Origin of the sequence: Kineococcus sp. NPDC059986 (assembly GCF_040702905.1) — a bacterium.
In the GTDB taxonomy this organism is placed as follows: domain Bacteria; phylum Actinomycetota; class Actinomycetes; order Actinomycetales; family Kineococcaceae; genus Kineococcus.
In genome coordinates, this window is sequence record NZ_JBFBND010000020.1 from 1 (window position 1) to 21,312 (window position 21,312).

16 protein-coding genes are annotated in these 21,312 nt (G+C 72.6%); 5 read left to right on the forward strand and 11 right to left on the reverse strand.

The genetic code is table 11. From position 1 onward, the window contains the following. Positions 1 to 193: 193 nt before the first annotated feature. From AB0637_RS15430 to AB0637_RS15450, 5 genes are all read left to right on the forward strand, one after another. The gene (locus AB0637_RS15430) at positions 194 to 1,663 is read left to right on the forward strand and encodes a DUF1800 domain-containing protein (RefSeq protein ID WP_366173332.1); all 1,470 of its coding nucleotides are present in this window, start codon (positions 194 to 196) and stop codon (positions 1,661 to 1,663) included. Positions 1,664 to 1,671: 8 nt separating this feature from the next. Next, complete coding sequence (locus AB0637_RS15435) at positions 1,672 to 2,964, forward strand: DUF1501 domain-containing protein (RefSeq protein ID WP_366173333.1); 1,293 nt, start codon at positions 1,672 to 1,674, stop codon at positions 2,962 to 2,964. A gap of 463 nt (positions 2,965 to 3,427) precedes the next feature. Next, complete coding sequence (locus tag AB0637_RS15440) at positions 3,428 to 5,443, forward strand: N-acetylmuramoyl-L-alanine amidase (protein WP_366173334.1); 2,016 nt, start codon at positions 3,428 to 3,430, stop codon at positions 5,441 to 5,443. Between the two features lies 1 nt (position 5,444). Further along, a complete protein-coding gene (locus AB0637_RS15445; RefSeq protein ID WP_366173335.1) occupies positions 5,445 to 6,680 on the forward strand; it encodes a hypothetical protein in 1,236 nt (411 codons plus the stop codon). A gap of 23 nt (positions 6,681 to 6,703) precedes the next feature. After that, positions 6,704 to 8,719: a SpoIID/LytB domain-containing protein gene (locus AB0637_RS15450; RefSeq protein ID WP_366173336.1), complete on the forward strand. Its 2,016-nt coding sequence runs from the start codon at positions 6,704 to 6,706 to the stop codon at positions 8,717 to 8,719. A gap of 38 nt (positions 8,720 to 8,757) precedes the next feature. Here AB0637_RS15450 and AB0637_RS15455 read toward each other — a convergent pair whose 3' ends face one another. Genes AB0637_RS15455 through AB0637_RS15505 form a run of 11 tightly spaced genes read right to left on the reverse strand, consistent with a single transcriptional unit; the run spans position 8,758 to position 21,295 of the window. Beyond that, the gene (locus AB0637_RS15455; protein ID WP_366173337.1) at positions 8,758 to 9,882 is read right to left on the reverse strand and encodes a glycosyltransferase family 87 protein; all 1,125 of its coding nucleotides are present in this window, start codon (positions 9,880 to 9,882) and stop codon (positions 8,758 to 8,760) included. Further along, positions 9,875 to 10,309, reverse strand: a complete 435-nt coding sequence (locus AB0637_RS15460) for a GtrA family protein (protein WP_366173338.1) — start codon at positions 10,307 to 10,309, stop codon at positions 9,875 to 9,877. Before AB0637_RS15460 ends, AB0637_RS15455 begins: the two co-directional genes overlap by 8 nt. Then, positions 10,306 to 11,145, reverse strand: coding sequence for a decaprenyl-phosphate phosphoribosyltransferase (locus AB0637_RS15465; RefSeq protein ID WP_366173414.1), 840 nt, complete (start codon positions 11,143 to 11,145; stop codon positions 10,306 to 10,308). The genes AB0637_RS15460 and AB0637_RS15465 overlap by 4 nt, the downstream gene beginning before the upstream one ends. Positions 11,146 to 11,192: 47 nt before the next feature. After that, positions 11,193 to 11,711 (reverse strand): phosphatase PAP2 family protein, encoded by a 519-nt coding sequence (locus AB0637_RS15470; RefSeq protein WP_366173339.1) that lies wholly within the window; start codon positions 11,709 to 11,711, stop codon positions 11,193 to 11,195. Next, positions 11,708 to 13,261, reverse strand: a complete 1,554-nt coding sequence (locus tag AB0637_RS15475; protein ID WP_366173340.1) for a hypothetical protein — start codon at positions 13,259 to 13,261, stop codon at positions 11,708 to 11,710. The genes AB0637_RS15470 and AB0637_RS15475 overlap by 4 nt, the downstream gene beginning before the upstream one ends. Beyond that, entirely contained in the window at positions 13,258 to 14,049 is a 792-nt protein-coding gene (locus tag AB0637_RS15480) for an ABC transporter ATP-binding protein (RefSeq protein ID WP_366173341.1), read from the reverse strand. The genes AB0637_RS15475 and AB0637_RS15480 overlap by 4 nt, the downstream gene beginning before the upstream one ends. After that, positions 14,049 to 14,933: an ABC transporter permease gene (locus AB0637_RS15485; protein WP_366173342.1), complete on the reverse strand. Its 885-nt coding sequence runs from the start codon at positions 14,931 to 14,933 to the stop codon at positions 14,049 to 14,051. Before AB0637_RS15485 ends, AB0637_RS15480 begins: the two co-directional genes overlap by 1 nt. A 2-nt stretch (positions 14,934 to 14,935) precedes the next feature. Next, positions 14,936 to 16,957 carry a glycosyltransferase gene (locus AB0637_RS15490; RefSeq protein WP_366173343.1) on the reverse strand — a complete coding sequence of 674 codons (2,022 nt, stop codon included), beginning with the start codon at positions 16,955 to 16,957 and terminating at the stop codon, positions 14,936 to 14,938. Continuing rightward, complete coding sequence (gene glf, locus AB0637_RS15495; RefSeq protein WP_366173344.1) at positions 16,954 to 18,141, reverse strand: UDP-galactopyranose mutase; 1,188 nt, start codon at positions 18,139 to 18,141, stop codon at positions 16,954 to 16,956. Before glf ends, AB0637_RS15490 begins: the two co-directional genes overlap by 4 nt. Next, on the reverse strand, positions 18,138 to 19,433 hold the full coding sequence (locus tag AB0637_RS15500; RefSeq protein WP_366173345.1) for an acyltransferase: 1,296 nt from the start codon (positions 19,431 to 19,433) through the stop codon (positions 18,138 to 18,140). The genes glf and AB0637_RS15500 overlap by 4 nt, the downstream gene beginning before the upstream one ends. Next, the gene (locus AB0637_RS15505; RefSeq protein ID WP_366173346.1) at positions 19,430 to 21,295 is read right to left on the reverse strand and encodes a glycosyltransferase; all 1,866 of its coding nucleotides are present in this window, start codon (positions 21,293 to 21,295) and stop codon (positions 19,430 to 19,432) included. Before AB0637_RS15505 ends, AB0637_RS15500 begins: the two co-directional genes overlap by 4 nt. Between the last annotated feature and the right edge of the window lie 17 nt (positions 21,296 to 21,312).

Sequence of the window (21,312 nt, forward strand, 5' to 3'; positions counted from 1 at the left end):
CCGCGGCGCGGCGGCGCAGCTCGGCGTCCGGTCCCTCGCCCGCGGCGAGGCCCTCGGAACACGTGTTCCGAGGGCGGAAAGGGTGTTTTCCGCGCGGGGTCGGGTGGGGGTGAGCTGAGGGGGCGGTCGCGGAGGGGGTGGGGACGTCACCCACCCGGCTCAAGCTTCGAAGATCCCCTGTCGAGAAGTGGCCGTGCCCACCTCGCCCCTCGTCACGCGCGGTCGCCGCCAGGCGGCACCCGCCCCGTTCGCGCACGAGAGCCCCGCCGACCAGCTGCACCTCCTGCGCCGCGCGACGTGGGGGCCCACGCCGGACTCCCTCGCCGAGGTGGCCCGGCTCGGGACCGCGGCGTGGCTGGACCGCCAGCTGAACCCCGGCGCGATCGACGACGGGGCGCTCGACGCCTTCGCGGGCCGCATGACGTTCTACGGTCGCTCGTGCCAGCAGCTCTACTCCGGCGGGTACGCCGCGACGGAGTGGAACGCCATGTTCGAGACGGGCCGGATGACGCTGGCCCGGCAGGTCTGGAGCAGCCGGCAGCTGTTCGAGGTCGTCGTGGACGTCTGGAACAACGTCCTGCACGTCACGTGCCCGAGCTCGGACGTCTGGTACAGCCGGCAGGACTACGACCGCACCGTCGTGCGCCGCCACGCGTTCGGCAGCTTCCCCGACATGCTCGTGGCCTCGGCGCGCCACCCCGCGATGCTGACCTACCTCGACAACGCCAGCTCCACGGCCGCCCAGCCGAACGAGAACTACGGCCGCGAGCTGCTGGAGCTGCACACCCTCGGCGTCGAGGCGGGGTACTCCGAGGCCGACGTGAAGAACTCCGCGCGGCTGCTGACGGGTCTGACCATCGGCCCCGACGGCGGCGGCGTCTACGACGCCGGTCGGCACGACGGCGGGGGCCGGTCCGTCTTCGGGTTCGGCGTCCCCCCGCACGCGGCCGGGGACGGCAACGGCTGGATCGACGCCTACCTGCGCTGGCTGGCCGTCCACCCCGTCACGGCCCGGCGGCTGTCCACCAAGCTCGCGACGCGGTTCGTCTCCGACACCCCGCCCGCCGCGCTGCTGGACGCGATGGCCCGCACGTGGGTCCAGACGGGCGGCCAGGTCGTCCCGGTGCTGCGGACCATGTTCGACTCCGCCCACTTCTGGGCCTCGGCGGGGCAGAAGGTCCGCACGCCCCAGGAGGACTACGTCGCCACGCTGCGCACCCTGGGCACCGGCATGGAGTCCAGCGGCGTCGGCGGGATCACCAAGATCTACTGGCACGTGCTCGACCAGGGGCACGCGCCGATGGCGTGGCCGGCACCCAACGGCTACCCCGACGTCGCCGCCGCGTGGACGTCCCCCAGCGGGACGCTGTCGCGCTGGAACCGGCACATGGACTTCGCCGCCGGCTGGTACCCGCCGGAGCTGCGGTTCACCCCGGCCCCGCAGCTGCTGCCGAGCATCCCCTCGACCTTCGGCGCCCTCGTCGACGCCCTCGGCGTGCGGCTCACCGGCAGCCGGCCCAGCGCCGACGAGAAGGCCGGTCTGCTCCAGTACGCGGGCCGCTCGGAGGGTTCGCCCTGCTCGTCCGGGGACCGGTGGGTGCAGAACAACCTGCGCTACCTCGTCGCCCTCACCCTCGACTCCCCGTCCTTCACGATCCGCTGAGGAGCCCCGTGAGCACCCGAAGCACCACCGGAACGGCGAACGACCCGCGCTGCGGCTGCGAGGAGGGGTCCCGCCTCACCTCGCGCCGGACCATCCTGCGCGCGGCCCTCGCGGCCGCCGCCACCGGCCTCACGACCTACACCGTCGGCGACGTCTCCACCCAGGTGTCGTTCGCCGCCCCCGGCTGGAACGGCGAGACGCTCGTCGTCCTGTCCCTGCACGGCGGTTTCGACGGCCTGTCCGCGGTCGTGCCCGGCGGCGACGGCGCCTACTACGCGGCCCGTCCGAGCATCGCCGTCCCCCGCTCGACGCTGCTGGGCCTGGACCCGATGTTCGGCCTGCACCCGGCGATGGCCCCGCTCATGCCGTTCTGGCGGAACGGGACGTTCGGCGTCGTGCACGCCGTGGGGCAGACCGACCCCACCCGCTCGCACTTCGCCGCCATGGAGCGGATGGAGACGGCCGCCCCGGGCAGCTCGGTGCGCACCGGCTGGATCGACCGGACGATCGGCTCGCTCGGCACCGGGTCGGTGCTGGGTGCCGTCGGCATCTCCAACCAGCAGCCGCGCTCCTTCGCCGGGCCGGCTGCGAAGACGACCATGACGTCGCTGGACGGGTTCAGCCTCATCGGCCCCGGCGACGACCGGCCGACCTGGCACGCCGCGCTGCGCCGCATGCACACGGGCGCCCGTCCCGAGGTCGCCGCACCCGCCACGACGCTGCTGAGCGCCATGGAGGACGTGGCCAAGCTGCAGGGCCGGACCGCGGGGCCCGCGAACGGCGCGGCCTACCCCGACTCCGACCTCGGCCGGGCGCTCGCGCAGGCCGCCGTCCTGAAGAAGTCGGGGGCTCCGGTGCAGGTCATCGCGCTGGACTCCGGCGACTGGGACATGCACGCGGGTCTGGGCCGGGTCGACGGCGGCTGGATGCGCGAGAAGCTCACCGAGCTGTCCTCGGCGCTGGCCGCGTTCGCCACGGACCTCGGCACGGCCTTCGGGTCGACGACGCTCGTGACGCTGTCGGAGTTCGGCCGCCGCGTCGGGGAGAACGCCTCGGGCGGCCTCGACCACGGCAACGGCAACGCGGTCCTGCTGCTCGGCGGCGGCGTCGTCGGCGGCCGTGTGCACGGTGTGTGGCCGGGGCTGAGCGCCGACCGCCTCGTCGACGGCGACCTGGCCGGGACGACGGACTACCGCAGCGTCATCGGTGAGGTCCTGCAGAAGCGGTGCGGCGCCGGGTCGCTGGGGACGATCTTCCCGGGGTTCGGCGGGTCCCAGCTGGGGGTCGTGCGGGCACGCTGACGTCGTCGTGCGGGCGCGCTGACCCTCGTACGGTCAGTCACCGAGAGTGACGTGCACCTCATCCAGCCGTCACCCGACCGAAGGCTGGGAATGCCCTGGACCACGTCTGGACTGCTCCTCCACCAGCCCTCCGAGCCCCCTGCGGGCCCGGGGGGCTGTGTGGTTCCTGGGGAGAACCGGTGCCGGATCGACCCTTCAGGTCTGGGACCCGTGCGCCGATTGTGACGTAGAGTGAACGAGTGACCACAGAGGTGTTACGAGGTTGTCCACTCCAGCACCTTGTACACCACAGGCATCGTCCCCTACTTTGCGTGACGAACCGGGCACAGTCCGGGAGCGACACGCTCAAGGTCGGGAGTCGACGCGCCGATGCCGAGGCCGAGCGTTCGCCCGTGTGGGTGTGTCACCACACGCAGTGAGCACCGGCAGTGAGCACCGCCCCCGCCAGAGAGGAACGAGCCCGATGCGGTCCGTCCAGACCCCCCTGTCCCGCCGCGCCCTGCTGACGGGTGCCGTCGGCACCGGCATCGTCGGCGCCTCCCTCGCCGGCGGGACCAGCTCGGCCAGCGCCCTCACCCCCTCCGCCCTGCAGGTCACCGGCTCGACCCGCGCCTTCGCCCTCGGCGCCCAGCGCTCGGCCTCGCTGCTGTCGGCCGACGCGGCCGGCGCCGGGCTGACGGTCGTGAGCGTCGACGTCGACGGCGGCCACATGGTCGGGGTCACGTTCCCCTCCGGCGCCTCCACCGACACGATCTCCGTCCGCGTCCGCCAGGCCGGCGGCGCGTGGACCGCGTGGAGCGACCTGCCCCTCAACGACTCCGAGCCCGACCCCGACACCGCCGAGGGCCGCCGCTCCGTCACGGCGTCGGACCCGATGTGGGTCGGCGCGCTCGGCGCCGGCGCGACCGTCCAGGTCCGGTTGCCGAAGACCGACGTGGCCGACGCGCACCTGCAGCTCGTCGACGCCGGCGAGGCCTCGGCCCTGGCCCGCACGACGCTGTCCAGCACGACGCCCTCCGGCACTGCGGCCGACCGCAGCGCCCAGCTGCTCGACACCAAGGCCTCCCCCAAGGTCCTGCCGCAGCCGACCATCAGGACCCGCGCGCAGTGGGGCGCCGACGAGTCCCTGCGCAAGGGCGGCGTCGGCTACAGCGACACGATCAAGGCCTGCGTCGTCCACCACACCGCCGACGGCGGGACGTACAGCCAGTCCGAGGTTCCCTCGGTGATCCGCGGCATGTACCGGTACCACACCGTCTCCCTCGGCTGGTCCGACCTCGGCTACAACTTCGTCGTCGACCGCTTCGGCGGGATCTGGGAGGGACGCGCGGGCGGGATCACGCTGCCCGTCGTCGGCGCCCACGCCGGGGGTTTCAACTCCGACACCTTCGGTGTGTCGATGATGGGCGACTTCACCTCCATCGCTCCGAGCGCCGCCTGCCTCGAATCCGTCGCGCAGGTCATCGCGTGGAAGCTGTCGATGTACGGCCTGCCCGCCGACGGCGTCGCCTACCTGACCTCCGCCGGTGGCGGCACCGCGAAGTACTCCCCCGGCACCACCGTCAAGCTGCGCACGATCAACGCGCACCGCGACGTCGGCTACACCGCCTGCCCGGGCAACGTCGGCTTCACGAAGATGGACTCCATCCGCGACCGCGTCGGCGACCTCCTCGGCGGGGCGACCATCACGGCGATCGCCGCGAAGTACGCCGCCCTCGGCGGTGCGGGCAACCTCGGTGGCCCGACGACCGACGAGAACGACACCCCGAACGGCGCCGGGTCGTACCGGTTCTACTCCGGCGGCGCGATCTACTGGTCCAAGGCCACCGGCGCCCACACCGTCCGCGGCGCGATCCTGCAGCTGTGGGGCCAGCTCGGCTGGGAGAACGGCCTGGGCTTCCCCACGACCGACGACTCCCCGGCCAAGGGCGGGTTCTACAACCACTTCCAGGGCGGGTCGATCTACTGGTCCCCGGCCACCGGCGCCCACGAGGTCCGCGGCGCGATCCGGCAGAAGTGGGCGGCCATGGGCTGGGAGGGCGGCCCCGCCGGTTTCCCCGTCACCGGGGACAGCGCCGCGAAGGGCGGGTTCTTCACGCACTTCCAGGGCGGCTCGATCTACTACTCCCCCGCCACCGGCGCGCACTGGACGACGGGCGCCATCCGCGACCGCTGGGCGGCGCTCGGCTGGGAGTACGGGCTGGGTTTCCCCACCGTCGACGACACCCCCACCCCGAACGGCAAGGGGTACTACAACCACTTCCAGAAGGGGTCGGTGTACTGGTCGCCCTCGACCGGTGCGCACGCCGTCACCGGCGCGTTCCGCGACACCTGGGCCTCCCTGGGCTGGGAGAACTCCTTCCTCGGGTTCCCCACGAAGGACGAGGTCTCGATCGACGGCGGGACGCGCATCGAGTTCGAGGGTGGAACCCTCACCTGGACCCGGTCCACCGGCAAGATCACCGTGAAGAAGAAGTGACGTGAGGCGTCGACGGCCGGCCCGGACCGGGGTGGGGGTGCGCGCGGGACTCTCCGTCCTCGTCGCCGGAGCGCTCCTGGCCACGGGCCTGCCGGCCCAGTCAGCCCCCCGGGTTCCCGGCGGACTGCCCGCGGACGTCGACGCCGTCCCCCGCTACCAGGCCCCGATCACCTGCGCGCCACCGCAGCCCGGGACCCTGGCGGTGGCCCAGCTGCTGCGTGACGCGTACGGCAAGCAGACGATCGGGACCGCCCGTGAGTGCCCCGCCAGCGGTGTCCCGGTCTCCGAGCACTCCGACGGCCGCGCCGTGGACTGGATGCTGGAGTCGACCGACCCCGCCCAGGCCGCGCTCGCCGGGGAGTTCCTCACCTGGTTGCTGGCCACCGACTCCGGCGGGAACGTCGCCGCGAACGCGCGTCGGCTCGGCGTCATGTACGTCATCTGGAACAAGCGCGTGTGGAAGACGTACGACGCGGCCGCCGGGTGGCAGCCGTACACCGGCCCCGACCCGCACACGAACCACATCCACCTCTCGCTGACGTTCTCGGGCGCCGCGCGCGAGACGTCCTGGTGGACGGGGACGACGGACCCGTTGCGCGCGCACTGGATCGCCCTGGGCGCCGAACGCTCCGTGCTCGGCGGCGACGTCGGCGGCCGCCGCACCACAGCGGCCGGCGGGGTCGCCCGCAAGGACTACCACTACGGCACCGTCTACTCCTCCCCCACCACCCCGGTGCGCGAGGTGCACGGCGGCATCCGTGCGCGGTTCGACCGCGTCGGCGGCGTCGGCACCCTCGGCGTCCCGCTGACCGACGAACTGCGCACGCCCCGCCGCACGGGCGCGTACAACCACTTCCAGTTCGGGTCGATCTACTCCTCCCCGGCGACCGGGTCCTTCGAGGTGCGCGGTGCGATCCGCGACCGGTGGGCCCAGCTCGGCTGGGAGAACGGCCTGGGGTTCCCCGTCTCCGGTGACACGCGCACCCCGCGGGGATCGGGGTACTACACCCACTTCGAGGGCGGCTCGGTCTACTGGTCCGCGGCCACCGGTGCGCACGCCGTCCGCGGCGCGTTGCGCGACGCCTGGGCCCGGCAGGGCTGGGAGAACGGCCGTCTGGGGTTCCCGACCCGCGACGAGTACCCCGTCCCGGGCGGTCTGCGCGTCGACTTCCAGGGCGGTTCCGTCACCTGGGACGCCGCCCGCCGCACCACCTCGACCAGCTACACCGGCAACTGATCCACGAAACCCCGGAGGACACCGTGCGCATTCGAACCCGTCGCCTGACCCGGGCCCTGGCCGCGACGGCCGTCGCGCTCACCGCCACGGGAACCCTCGCGACCCTCACGACGCTGCCCGCCCAGGCCGACGAGGTCCGGCCCGCGGTCGGGGGCGCCTTCGCCGTCGTCGGGCACGGGTTCGGCCACGGCATCGGGATGTCGCAGTGGGGCGCGCAGTCCCGCGCCCTGTCGGGCCAGGGGTACCGGACGATCCTCGACTTCTACTACCCCGGCACCGCGGTGGGGAACCAGGCGAACCGCACCCTGCGCGTCGGTCTCACGTCGTTCGCCAACGCGGCCGTGGCGATCTCCGCCCCGACCTCGGCCCAGCTCACGCTGTCCACGAGCGGCCAGAAGCTCGGCCCCGGCCAGCGCCTCGTCGTCGCCCCGGCCGGCAACGGCCTGTCCGCCACCGTCGGTTCCGGCAACGCCGCGAACGGCGGGTGGAAGGAGACGTGGGGCGGCACGGTGAGCATCAGCGGCCCCGACGGCGTCCTGCTGCAGAAGGGCGACGGCACCTTCGTCCGCTACGACGGCACCATCCGCATCGTCACGGGCTCGAACCTCACCGTCGTCAACGACGTCCCGCTCGAGACGTACCTGCGCGGCGTCGTGCCCGCCGAGTCCCCGTCGTCGTTCGCCCCCGAGGCGCTCAAGGCCCAGGCCGTCGCCGCCCGCAGCTACGCGATGTCGGTCCTGAACCCGCAGTCCCAGACCGACATCTGCGACACCACGGCCTGCCAGGTGTACCGCGGGTCCGAACTGCGCGACCGCAACGGCGCGACGACCTGGACGACGCCCGCCTCGACGGACGCAGCGATCGCCGCCACGGCCGGGGAGACCCGGTCCTACGGCGGGCAGGTCGCCTTCACGCAGTTCTCCTCCTCCAACGGCGGGTGGACCGTCAACGGGTCCAAGCCGTACCTCGTCGCCCGCGCGGACCCGTTCTCCGGCCCGGGGGCCGCCGCCGGGTCCAGCGTCGCCGACTGGTCGGCCACCGTCCCGGCGACGGCGTTCGACGCCGCGTGCGGCAACGCCGGGTCGGCGACCGGCCTCGTCATCACCGGCCGCGACGGCCGCGGTGACTACGGCGGCCGGGTCACGACCGCGAAGCTGCTGTGCACGAACGGCACGACGACCCTCACGGGCACCCGCATCCGTCAGCTCGCCGGGTTGCGCTCGGACTACTTCTCCGTCGTCAGCGCCGTGCAGCAGCGGTACTCCGCGCTCGGCGGCGGCGGCGGTCCGCTCGGCGGCGCGACGAGCGCGGAACTCGCGACGCCGAACGGGCTCGGGTCCTTCCAGCACTTCGCGGGCGGCTCGATCTACGCCTCGGCCGCCGGGGCGTACGACGTCCGCGGCGCCATCCGCTCGGAGTGGGCGCGCCTGGGCTGGGAGAACGGCCTCGGGTTCCCGACCACCGGCGACAGCCGCACCCCCAACGGCGCGGGCTACTACAACCACTTCCAGGGCGGTTCGGTGTACTGGTCCCCCGCGACCGGCGCGCACGCCGTCCGCGGCGCCATCCGCTCGGAGTGGGCCCGCCTGGGCTGGGAGAACGGCATGGGCTTCCCGACCACCTCCGACGCCCCCACCCCCAACGGGGTCGGCTGGTACACGAAGTTCCAGGGCGGGTCGATCTACTGGACGCCGTTCGCCGGCGCCCACGCCGTCCGCGGTGCGATCCTTCAGGAGTGGGCCTCTCTCGGCTGGGAGACGGGCGGTCTCGGGTTCCCCGTGACGAGCGACGCCGTCCTGCCGAACGGCCGCGGGTTCTTCACCCGCTTCCAGGGCGGAGCGATCTACTGGAGCCCCTCGACCGGTGCCCACGCCGTCCGCGGCGCCGTCTACGACGCGTGGGCCGCACAGGGCTGGGAGAACGGGTCCCTCGGCCTGCCGACCGGCGACGAGGCCTGGAACGGCTCGACGCTCACGCAGACGTTCCAGGGCGGCACGCTGAGCTTCAGCTCGGCCACCGGGAAGGTCGCCCGCGTCTGACGCCCGTCCCCTACGAGCCGGATGCTGGAGCCAGCGCGCTAGCGCTGGACAACGAGCCCACCCCCCGCGGGACGTCCACGCGCAGGGCCGCCCCGCGGCGTGAGGGCGAGGAGCGCGACGAGGACGAGCAGCGACAGCGGGCGCGTCTCGGCGGCGAGCGTGCCCCAGTGCAGCACGGGCAGCAGCCACGGGATCCCGGCGAGCACGACGAGCACGCGGAACCGGCCCCAGGCCAGCAGCGCGACGGCGGCGACCGGCGCGGCGAGGGCGTGGTGCGACCAGGTCACGGGCGAGACGAGGCACGTCACGAGGGAGACGAGCAGGCCGAACCGCAGCCGGTCCTGCCGCTCCAGCCAGTCGGCCCGGTACGCCACCACGACGACGAGCACGAGCAGCGGGACGGACAGGACGAGGCCCAGCGTCGAACTCGTCGACGACGACAGCCCGGCGTGCGCGAAGGCCCCGGCGAGGGAGTTGTTCGTCGTCGTGCCGGGGGCCGCGACGCGGGAGGAGTCCCACACGAGCGAACCGAAGTAGGACCCCGCCGACCCCGGCGCCACGAGCACCCCGAGGACGGTCGCGACGAGACCGACGACGGCGACCGCGGAGGCGAACCACCAGCGCGCACGCCGGTTGACGAACGCGGCGACGACGAGGGCGGGCGTCACCTTCACGGCTCCCGACAACCCGGCGAGCACCGCTCCTCCGCGCCCGCCGTAGAGGCAGCCGACGACGAGACCGACGACGACGAGGGGGCTGACCTGCCCCAGCACGAGGGCCTCGCGGAACGGGTCGCTCAGCAGGACGAACACCGTGCCGAGGCCGACGAACCACCCCGTCGCCACCGAGCGGAACACCTTCCAGCACGCCCATCCCGTCACCGCGAGGAGCGCGGCGTCCCACACGACGAGGTCGAGGGAGGCGGGCAGCAGCACCAGCGGCAGGAACAGCACGGCCGCGAACGGCGGGTAGACGAACCAGTGCCCGCGGTACGTCTCGCGCAGGTACAGGTCCCGGCCGGCGAGCAGGTCGCGCGCCCCGTCCCGGTAGACGGCGAGGTCGTACCCGCGCTGCCACGCCTCCTGCCCGAGCCCGGACAGGACGAGCCCCACCGCGAGGACGGCGCCCACCGCGGCGGGCAGCCAGAACCGGCGGTCAGGCACGTGAGGCGGACCGGTCCGGGAAGACGTACGTCCGGAACGTCAGGAAGCGGAACACCATGGCGATGGCCATCCCGACGACGTTGCCGGACAGGTTGTCCGCCAGCGCCGACGTCCAGCCGAACCCGTAGTGCGTGATGACCAGGCAGACCAGCTGCAACCCCGCCGCGATGGCGGAGAAGAGGAAGAACAGCGCGTACTCCCGGCCCGGGTGCGCGCTGCGGCGGTCGCGCCACGTGTAGTACCGCGAACCGAGGAACGCGATGAAGATCGCGATGACGCTGGAGACGACCTTCGACAACGCCGACCCGACCCCGGAGAACAGCAGCACGTTGAAGACGAGGAGGTCGGCGAGGTAGGCGATGCCGCCGGAGACGAGGAACCGGACGACCTCGCCGAAGCGGTGGTGCTGCGTGACGGCGCGGATCACAGCCACACCGCCAGCAGCAGGGACCCGCACCAGGCCAGGGCCAGCACGAGCAGGACCTTGTCGTGCAGGGCGATCTCCTCGGGTTCCTCGGCGTTGCCCTTGTCGACGTCGATCGCGTAGCGCAGGACGGCGAGGATGAACGGCACGACCGACAACGTCGCGAGCTGCGTGCCCGACTGCGGCACGAGGACCTCGACGGCCCACAGCGCGTAGGTGGTGACGACGACGGTCGCGGCGAGCGTCCACACGAACCGCAGGTACGTCGTCGTGTACTTCTGCACGACGCGGCGGACGGGTTCGCCGGTCAGCTCCCCGCGGCGCGCCTCGCCGTAGCGCTTGCCGGCCGCCATGAACAGCGACCCGAACGCGGTGGTCAGCAGGAACCACCCCGACAGCGGGATGTCCCCCGCGGTCCCGCCGGCGAGCATCCGCAGCAGGAACCCCGACGCGACGCAGGCCAGTTCCAGGACGGGTTCGTGCTTGACGCCGAAGCAGTAGGCGAGCTGGATCGCGAAGTAGACGGCGAGGACGACGCCCAGCATGGGCTGCCACAGCACACCGCCGACGAGGGCCACGGCGGCGAGCACGACGGCGAGGACGACCGCCGTGCGGGCGTCGAGCTCCCCCGCGGCGATGGGCCGGAACCGCTTGCGCGGGTGCGCGCGGTCGGCCTCCACGTCCTTGGCGTCGTTGATGAGGTAGACGGCGCTGGAGACGAGGCAGAACAGCACGAACGCCACACCGACACCCGTGAAGGTGTGCAGCCCGACCTGCGACCCGGCCGGGAACACCGGGGCCAGGACGAGGACGTTCTTGACCCACTGCCGCGGGCGCATGGCCCGCAGCCACGCGGGCAGGACGGAGGAGGGCGTCTCGGTCACGCTCACCGGGACCGCTCCGCGAGCGACCGGACGGCTCGCACGGTGACCGCCCCCAGCAGGGCTCCCGCGGTGACGTCGCTCGGGTAGTGCACCCCGAGGACGAGGCGGGAGGCCATCATCGCGGGCACGAGCGGCCACGTCGGGACGGGCAGCAGGGGCGCGAAGGCGATCGCCGCGGCCGTCGTGGAGGTGGCGTGCGAACTGGGCATGCTCCAGCGGCTGGGGGTGCCGACGCGCACCTGGACGTGGTGGTCCAGCGGGCGGTGCCGGCGCGCGACGCGCTTGAGGACGACGGACGCCCCGTGCGCGGCGACGACGGCCGTCGTCGCGACGAACCACTCCCGTCGGCGGCGGGTGTCCACGAGGAACCCCAGCGCGCCGAGGCCGATCCACGCCGCGGCGTGCTCGCCCGCGTGCGACAGACCCGTCGCGACGGGGACGGCGCCCGGGAAGGCGACCTTCTCCTGGACGGCGCGCAGGACCGCGAGGTCCACCTGCGCCACCTCCTGCAGTGCGTTCACAGACCACCCGCCGGGAGCAGGACGATGTCGGACAGGGGCATGTCCCACGTCGTCGTGACCGGCCACGTGGGCAGGCCGCGCGCCGCGGGGGGTTCGGTGCCGCGGTCGAAGCGGAAGAGGTCCCCCGCCACGGGGACCGGCGCCGCGGTCGTGTCGCGGTGGGTGAAGTTCCACTCCAGCAGCCGCTTGCCGAGCGGGGAGGCCTCGGCCTCGACCTGGTCGATCATGGGCTGCACGCGGGCGGGGTCGCCGAAGTAGTCCACGACGCAGTCGCAGACGTAGGCGAGGTGGCCGACCTCGCCCGGTGAGGTGACGTGCTGCGGACCGCCGCGCTCGCGCAGGACCTGCTGCACCCCGAGGGCGACCTGGGTGTACTGCGAGGGTTCGGCCCAGTTCGTCTGGATCGGGGCGATGCGCCACGGGGTGCCCGCGCGCAGGTCGACACCGACGCTCGCGACGAGCACGACGACGGCGGCGAGCGCGGCCCCGAGACCGACCGGCCGGACCTCCACCGTCCGGAACAGGACACCGAGCGCGGCGACGGCCGTGATCGTCGACAGGGCGATGAGCACCGCGTAGTACCAGTGGTAGGGCGGAACCCCGAGCACGGACAGCGCGACGTAGTGCGCGACGCCCGCGATCCCGGTGACCAGCCACGGCCACAACCGCGGCCCGTCCCCCTCGACGCGACGGCCGGTCGCCGCGAACGCGGCGAGCACGCACCACCCGAGCCCGCCGAGGACGACGGGCAGGAACGCGAGCACGGCCGTGAGCCCGTAGACCTCGACGTACATCTGCGCGCCGTTGGTGACGTCGTACTGCTCCCACGACTTCTGCAGCGTCTTGATGACGACGGTGTCGGGGACGGCCGAGCCGAGGACGAACCAGCTCCAGACCATCCACGGCAGCACGACGACGAGGGCCGCGGGCACGGCGACCCACACCCGGCGCAGGATCGCGGGGGTCAGCAGCGTGACGACGGCGATGACGACACCGGCGTCCATGCGCGTGAGGAAGACCGCGCCGGCGACGAGCCCGAACGGCAGCGCCCGTCCCTGCACCGCGGTGAGCAGCAGGAGGGACAGCAGCAGGACGAGGAACGCCGACTCCAGCCCGACGGAGCTGAGCAGCAGCGGGTTCACCCCGACGGCGACGGCCGCGACGGGACCCACCCACGCGGGCAGCCGGGTCCGGCGCGCGGAGGCCGTCAGCGACAGCGTCAGCCCGATCGCGACGGCGACGTGCAGGATCCCCAGCGCGAGGACGGGCCGGCGCACGACGAACGTGACCGCCCCCAGCAGGAGCACCCACAGCGGGGACGTCGCGGTGTTCGACTGGACGTCCGACAGCAGCCCCCACGTCCCGTGCAGGGCGAGGTTCCGGGCGTAGGCGAGGGTGATGTAGGCGTCGTCGACGAGGGCCGTGCGCAGCAGGACGAACGTCGCCGCCGCGAGCACGCCGACCCCGAGGGCGGGGACGAGCGCACCGACGCGCGAGACGGGCCGGCTCGGCGGTGCCGTCCGGACCGGGTCGGTGACCCCGCTGCTCACCCCTGCCCCCGCATCCGGGCGACGACGCGCTCGGCGCTGTCGTCGGCCACGATGCGACCCTGCTCGAGCAGGATCCCGCGCGTGCAGAGGTTCGCGACCATGTCGAGGTCGTGGCTGACGATGACGAGGGTGCGGCCCTCGGCGCGCAGCTCCTCGATCCGGGCCAGGCACTTCTTCTGGAACGGCTCGTCGCCCACCGACAGGATCTCGTCGATGAGGAACACCTCGGGGTCGGTGTGCACCGCGACGGCGAAGGCGAGCCGCAGGAACATCCCGGAGGAGTAGAACTTCACCTCGGTGTCGATGAAGCGCTCGATCTCGCTGAACGCGACGATGTCGTCGAACCGCTCGGTGATCGTGGCCTCGTCCATGCCGAGGATGGCGCCGTTGAGGAAGACGTTCTCGCGGCCCGTGAGGTCGGGGTGGAACCCCGCGCCGACCTCGATGAGCCCGGCGATCCGCCCGCGGACGCCGATGGTGCCCTCGTCCGGGCGCATGACCCCGGAGATGAGCTTGAGCAGCGTCGACTTGCCCGAGCCGTTGAACCCGAGCAGCGCGAGCGACTCTCCCTGGTGGACCGTGAGGTCGATGCCGTGCAGGGCCCGGAAGTTGTCCGAGATCGGCTTCTTGCGGATCTTCGCCATCGCCAGCTCCTTGAGGGAGCGGTTGTGGCGCAGGGTGAAGTCCTTGACGAGACCCCGGACCTCGATGGCGGTGGGGACGTCCGACGTGCGGGCCCGGTCCGGCTGGGAGGAGTTCGGTGCGGTGTTCTGGTCAGCCAAGCTCATCACAGCTCCTGGGCGAAACGGCCTTCGATGCGGCGGAACACGACCTGCCCCACCGCGAGGAGGACGAGGGCGATGAGCAGACCCCAGAGCCCGGACCACAGCAGGTGCGGCGGCAGCGGCGGCGGGACCGCCGCCTCGCGCACCCCGGCCGTCGGGTACCAGAACGCCCAGTGGAACAGCTCCACGGCGGAGGTCACGGGGTTCAGCTGGTACAGGGTCATGAACCAGGAGTCCGGCCCGCCCGTGGCGGCCGCGACCTTCTGCCAGTCGTAGAGGACCGGCGAGGTCCACGTGACGACCATGAGCAGCAGGTCGACGATGTTCTCGAAGTCGCGGTAGAGCACGTTGACGGCGCCGAACAGCAGCCCGAGGCCCACGGCGAGCACCGCGACGATGACGAACCCGAGCAACCCGGCCAGGACCTGCACGGGCCCCGGCCGCCAGCCCGTCACGAAGCACGCGATGAGCAGCACGACCAGCTGGGGCAGGAAGTGGATCGAGGCCACCCACGCCGAGGACACCGAGAACAGCTCGCGCGGCAGGAAGATCTTCTTGATGAGCGGCGCGTTGCCGACCACCGAGCGCGTCGCGTTGCCGAACGCCTCGGTGTAGAAGTTGATCACGACGATGCCGGAGAACAGGTACACCGCGAAGTTGGGCACCGACTGGTTGAGCCGGAGGAACTCTCCCATCGCGAAGTAGAAGACGGCGAACTGGACGCCGGGCTTCACGTACGACCAGAGCAGGCCCATGACGGACCCGCGGTACCGGACCCGCATCTCCTTGCGGACGAGGAGCTTGAGCAGGTACCGGTACCGGACGACGTCCAGCAGCCCCGAGCCGTGGCCCGGGGCTACCAGCGGTGCAGTCGTGTCGACGGCCACGGTCAGCGGTTCTCCGCCGGCGCGTCGACGGGCTGGGACAGGTCGACGCCGAACGTCTCCGCCCACGCCTCCATGGACGTGATCTCCGGCAGCGCCGCCTTGTACGCCGCGCGCAGCTGCGGCCACGACGTGAGCATCCGGCGGTGCAGGTCGGCGGACTCGGCGAGCAGCGACCGGAACTTCTTGGCGTCGCGGCGGTACCAGACCGCCCCCTTGCCGTCGGCCATCGAGACGACGGCCGAGTCGTAGAGGGACAGCTCCCACCACTTGCCGTCGGCCGCGGCGAGCGTCGCGTCCGGACGTTCGGTGGCCTCGGGCTTGACGGGCTTGAGCTGGCGCAGCGCGGCCTGGGCGGCCCAGGGCAGCAGCGTCGCCTTCTTCGGGGGCTTCGGCTCCTTGCCCTTGTGGGCGGGCTTGCCGCGGGTCGGCGAGGGGAACGCGTCGGGTTCGGCCTCGACCTGTGCGTCGGGGTGCTCGGCGCGGGCCGCGCGGATCGCCGGCAGCGTCGTGCCGAGGGTCTCGTGCAGGTGCCCCGGACCGCGGAGCAGGTCCGACAGCGCCCGGTTGCGCAGGGTCTGCGCGTAGTACTGCATCGAGATGAGGTGCTTGACGTCGGTGTAGCTGCTCTCGCGGAACAACCGGCCACCGCGCTCGTACGGGGAGTACAGCAGCGCCACGAGGAAGCGGTTGCGCTCGTGGTAGTAGGCCTGCCAGTCGATCGTGTCGTCCTTGTCGTTCCACGACACGTGCCAGACGCAGGCGCCCGGCAGCGACACCGTCGAGTAGCCGTGCTCCATGGCGCGCAGGCCGTACTCGGCGTCGTCCCACTTGATGAAGGCGGGCAGCGAGAGCCCGATCTCCTTGACGATCTCGACGGGGATGAGGCACATCCACCAGCCGTTGTAGTCGGTGTCGACGCGGCGGTGCATCCACGGCGTCTGGCGCAGGTTCGAGGCCGCCAGGTTGTGGCCGTGGTACAATCCGCGCGCCGGGCCCCAGAAGAACCGGTAGAGGTTCACCGACTCGCCCAGGGTGTGCAGCACCGAGCGGTCGTACATGTCGAACATGTGCCCGCCGACGAGGGTCGGCTTGCGGCAGGCGTCGCCGAACTGAACGGCGCGCACGATGCCCTCGGGCTCGATGTTCACGTCGTCGTCCAGGAGCAGGACGTACTTGGACTTCTCGCCCCGGACGGCCTCGAACATGCCGCGGGCGAACCCGCCGGACCCGCCGAGGTTGGCCTGGTCGATGACGCGCAGCTTGGAGCCGAGGAGCGCCGCGACCTCCTCGTAGCCCTCCTGCTCGCGCAGCTTCTGCGTGCCCTGGTCGACGATGACGATCTCGTCGAGGACCTCGAGCACGGACGCGTCGGCCGCGAGGGCGTTGAGCGTCTTCACGCAGTAGTCGGGACGGTTCATCGTCGTGACGCCGATGGACGCCTTGCCCGCGGGCTGGTCGGCCACGGGTGCGCTCCACGCGGCCTCGACGAGGGTGAGCGGCTCCGCGCCACCCGCCACGTCGATCCAGTACCAGCCGCCGTCGGCGAACGGCGCGAGCGTCAGGTCCTCGGACAGCTTCGCCTCGCCCTCGACGCGCCAGGACGTGACGCGCTGGCGGGACCCGCGCGCGTTCGACTTGAAGAGGGTGACCGTGCCGTAGCCGGAGAACGTCCCGACGAACCGGATCTCCTCCGCACGGGTCCACTTGCGCCAGTAGCTGGCGGGGAACGCGTTGAAGTACGAACCGAGGGAGTACCGCTTGCCGGCCGGGACGGTGAGGCTGCGGCGGTTCCCGGCGGCCTCGGTGTCGGACTCCACCACACCGGTGTTGACGAACTCCATCGAGTCGGTGTCCGCCGAGGCGTACCCCTCCGACTGCGAGAAGTCGACGTACAGCGGGAGGACGTCGATGTCGGCCGCGCTCGGGAACACGATGCGGTGGACCTCGCGCCACGCACCGTCGTCCGGTGCGAGCCCCTGGGACCCCTCGAGGTGCAGGTCGGTGCCGTGCGTCACAGTCGTCATGCGTCCACTCCCCCGGCCACGAGGGCCGCGCCGTCCTTGAAGTGCGGCGTCAGCTTGTTGTCCACCATCGACAGGGCCGCACCGATCGCCATGTGCATGTCGAGGTACTTGTACGTGCCGAGCCGGCCGCCGAACAGGACGTCCTTCTCCCGCGACGCCAGGTCCCGGTAGGCCAGCAGCTTCTGCCGGTCCTCGGGGGTGTTCACGGGGTAGTACGGCTCGTCGCCGGCGACCGCGAAGCGGGAGAACTCCCGCATGATCACGGTCTTGTCCTTGGGGTAGTCCCGCTCGGGGTGGAAGTGCCGGAACTCGTGGATCCGGGTGTAGGGCACGTCCTCGTCGGCGTAGTTCATGACCGGGACGCCCTGGAAGTCCTCGACCGGCAGGACCTCCTGCTCGAAGTCGAGCGTGCGCCACGACAACTGGCCCTCGGCGTCGCCGAAGTACGTGTCGACCGGGCCGGTGTAGACGACCGGGACGTTGCCCGTGACGTTCGCCTTCGAGACCTCCTGGGAGGCGTCGAAGAAGTCGGTGCCGAGGCGGACCTCGATGTTCTCGTGGTCGGCGAGCCGCTCCAGCCACGCGGTGTACCCGTCGACGGGCAGACCCTCGTACGTGTCGTTGAAGTAGCGGTTGTCGTAGTTGTAGCGGACCGGCAGGCGGGTGACCGTCGCCCCGGGCAGGTTGCGCGGGTCGGTCTGCCACTGCTTGGCCGTGTAGCCCTTGAAGAACGCCTCGTAGAGGGGGCGCCCGATGAGGGAGATCGCCTTGTCCTCGAAGTTGTCGGCGGCCGCGGTGTCGATCTCGCCGGCCTGCTCGGCGACGAGGGCGCGCGCGGCGGCCGGGCCGAGGGCCTTGCCGAAGTACTGGTTGATCGTGTGCAGGTTGACCGGCATCGAATACACGCCGCCGGAGTACGTCGAGAACACGCGGTGCACGTAGGGCGTGAACTTCGTGAACCGGTTGACGTGCTGCCAGACCCGCTCGTTGGAGGTGTGGAACAGGTGCGCGCCGTAGCGGTGCACCTCGATCCCCGTCTCCGGCTCCGCCTCGGAGTAGGCGTTGCCACCGATGTGGTCGCGGCGGTCGATGACCAGGACCTTCAGCCCGAGGTCCTCCGCGCACTGGCGGGCCACGGTGAGCCCGAAGAAGCCCGATCCGACGACGACGAGGTCTGCGTTCACTGCTCGGTCACCCTCGTTCGCTCGGTCCGGGTCGCTGCGTGCTGCTCGGGGGCAGGGCTGTGCTCTGAAGCGGCATGGGTCATGGTGGCGTCAGCGTAGCCGTCCCGGACCCCGTCCCGGCGCAGGCGACGCGCGCGGCCGAGGTCGCGCAGGCGGCGGCGGGCCGGTTCCTCGACGAACCTCCACAGGACCCACCCGAGCCCGATCGCGACGACCGGCAGGTTCGGCACGAGGAAGCTCGTCCACGGTCCGCCGGGGGCGATCTGCGGCACCGTCTTCTGGAAGGTCCAGAAGATCTCGTACACCGGGACGTGGACGAGGTAGACGCTGTAGGAGATGCGCCCGCCGAGCACGATCGAGGGCCGGGACAGCCACGCCGACGGCCCGCGGTCGGTGAGCGCGAGCGCCCCGACGAGCAGCGGGAAGAGGACGGCCACGGTCGCGAAGCGGTCGTAGGGGCGGCCGGCGGCCCAGCCGACGACGAGCACGCTCTCGAGCACGAGGATCCACGCGATGCGCGGGGCCCACAGCGCGGCACGCGGACCCGAGACGGGCCCGGCCTGGAGCTTGCGGACCGCCAGGCACACGAGGGCACCGGCGCCGAAGCAGGTGAAGATCCGCTCCAGCCAGCTGTAGTCCCAGTAGATGACGCCCGTCTCGTAGCTGCGCAGCGCGGCCGGCGCCATGAGCGCGACGGCCCCGGCGACGAGCACCCACCACGGCAGCTTCTTCAGCCGGTACAGGACGAGGGCGAGGACGGGGAAGGCGACGTAGGCGGCCATCTCGGCCGAGACCGACCACGTCGCACCGACGAAGCTCGCCCCGTCGAAGTCGGGACGGTGCCACAGCTGCACCAGCAGGAGCTGCTCGACCCAGCTGCGCCAGCCGAGGTCGGGCTGCACGCCCTGGTAGGCGTAGAACGCGGGGTCGACGCTGCGCCGCCACAGCAGCCAGATGCCGAAGAGCACGACGACGACGGCGTACGCCGGCCAGACGCGGCAGATGCGCGCCCACCAGAAGCTCAGCCAGCCGCCCAGACGGGGCCGCCGGCCCATCTTCTCCACGTAGGTGAGCGTGATGACGAAGCCGGAGATCACGTAGAAGAGGTCGACGCCGAGGTGCCCGGAGTCGGTGACGGGGGTGAGGAACGCCCGGACCCGCTGCCAGTCCGGCAGCGGGGTGAACTTCCAGTGGAAGAGCAGGACCCAGACGGCCGCGACGATGCGCAGGCCCGTGATCGAGCGGACCTCGGGGACGCGGGCCGGTGCGGTGGCCCCAGGGACGGCGGTCACCGGCTCCCCCCTCTCGCGATCAGGGCGCGGTAGGCGACGGTCCGCACGCGCGTGGGCACGAACCGGTAGCCGCCGCGCACGACGACGTTGCGGACGGCCTGCGCCGTCGTGGTGAACCCCTCGGCGCGCAGGTGCCGCTGCAGGGTGAGCTCGGAGCGGAAGAGCCGCAGCCCCCCGCGGCGGGCGTAGGACCCGGCCTCCGGCGAGGCTCCCACGCGGTACTTCACGAGCGCGTCCGGCAGGTTCTCGACCCGGGCCCCCGCGGCGATCATGCGCGCGAAGAGCCAGTAGTCCTCCATGAGGTCCAGGTCCCGGTACCCGCCGGCGGCGGCCACGGCCGAACGCCGGTACACGACCGTCGGGTGGTTGAACGGGTCGTGGAAGCGGGCGTAGCGGGCGATCTCCGCGGCCCCCGTCGGCGGGACCCGGCGGGCCACGACGTCGTGCTCGTCGGCGCCGATCTCCAGCAACCCCGCCCCCACGAGGTCGGCGCCCGCGGCGATGAGCGGCAGCTGCGCGGCGAAGCGGCCGGGCAGGCTGACGTCGTCGGCGTCCATCCGGGCCACGACGTCGAACGCCGTGTGCCGCAACCCTTCGTCGAGCGCGCGGGCCAGGCCGACGTTGGCCGGCAGCTCCAGGACGCGCAGCTCCGGGCGGGCCGAGAGCTCGTCGAGGGCGCGCTGCAGGTCCGGCGGGACGGGACCGTCGCGCACGACGAGCACCTCGTCGGGGCGCAGCTGCTGCTCGACGGTGACGCTGTCGACGGCCCGGCGCAGCTGGGCCACGTCGTCGCGCGCCCACACCGGCAGCAGGACGGAGAAGCGCGGCAGCTCCGACGTCGGGTCGGTCGGCGTCAGCGGGGCGCGCCCGGCCGCGGCCTCCACGGCGAGGACGTCGTCGGACACCTCGCCGAGCCCGGCCAGGACGGTCGCGGTGGGGGTGGGCCGGCCGGTGCCCTGGCGCACCCCGTCGACGAGCCCGCGCAGCAGGACGGCGCGCCGCTGGGAGCGGGCCAGGGTGCGGACCCAGCGGCGGGCCGTCGCCCCGCCGTACAGGACGGTGTCGCGCGGACCGAGGGTCCGGGCGCGCGTGAACGTCCACAGCTTGTTGCGGACCTCCAGGACGAACCGCTCCCCCGGGTCGGCGTCGGCGCCGCCGAAGACCTTCGTGCGGTGCTCCACGACGCTCGCCGCGCAGGCGACACCGCGACGGTGCCGCAGGAGCCGGGTCGTGTACTCGAAGTCGTCGTTCCAGAGGAAGAAGGCCGCCTGCGGCAACCCGTCCTCGCGCACGGCCTGCGCGTCGAGCAGCAGCGCGACGAAGCTCGCCGACCGCACGGGCGTGCAGCCGGCGGCGTGCGCGGCGCGTGCCTCGGCGGGGTCGACACCGGGGCGCTCGCGCGGGGTGTTCATGGGGTGGTCGCGGCCGTCGGTCCACACGACGCGACTGGCCACGAGCGCGGACCCGGTGCGGCGCAACGCCGTCAGCGACTCCGCGAGGGCACTGGGGCGCGGGACGGTGTCGTCGTCCATGAGCCAGACGGCGTCGGCGTCGTGCCGGTGCACGGCCCGGGCCAGGCCCGCGGCGAACCCGCCCGCACCGCCGGTGTTGCGGGGCAGCTCGACGAGGTCCAGCGGCAGGTCGTGCGTGCCGCTCCACGTCCGCACCGCGGCGGGAGAGCCGTCGGCGCTGGCGTTGTCGACGACGACCACGACGTCCGGCCGGCGCGTCTGGGCCGCGAGCGCGTCGAGCCCGGCGAGGAGCAGCTCCCGGCGGTCGTAGGCGACGACGACGGCGACGACCTTCTCCGGGGTCGGGGTCCGGTCGGCGGCCTGGTCGGGGTCGGGGACGGCGCGGGGCACCGCCACAGGGTGCCAGG

Excerpts from the sequence above, each read along its gene's own strand:
- AB0637_RS15440 (WP_366173334.1), top strand. The coding sequence starts at position 3,428 with ATGCGGTCCGTCCAGACCCCCCTGTCCCGCCGCGCCCTGCTGACGGGT.
- AB0637_RS15465 (WP_366173414.1), bottom strand. The coding sequence starts at position 11,145 with ATGCGCCCGCGGCAGTGGGTCAAGAACGTCCTCGTCCTGGCCCCGGTG.
- AB0637_RS15480 (WP_366173341.1), bottom strand. The coding sequence starts at position 14,049 with ATGAGCTTGGCTGACCAGAACACCGCACCGAACTCCTCCCAGCCGGAC.
- AB0637_RS15490 (WP_366173343.1), bottom strand. The coding sequence starts at position 16,957 with ATGACGACTGTGACGCACGGCACCGACCTGCACCTCGAGGGGTCCCAG.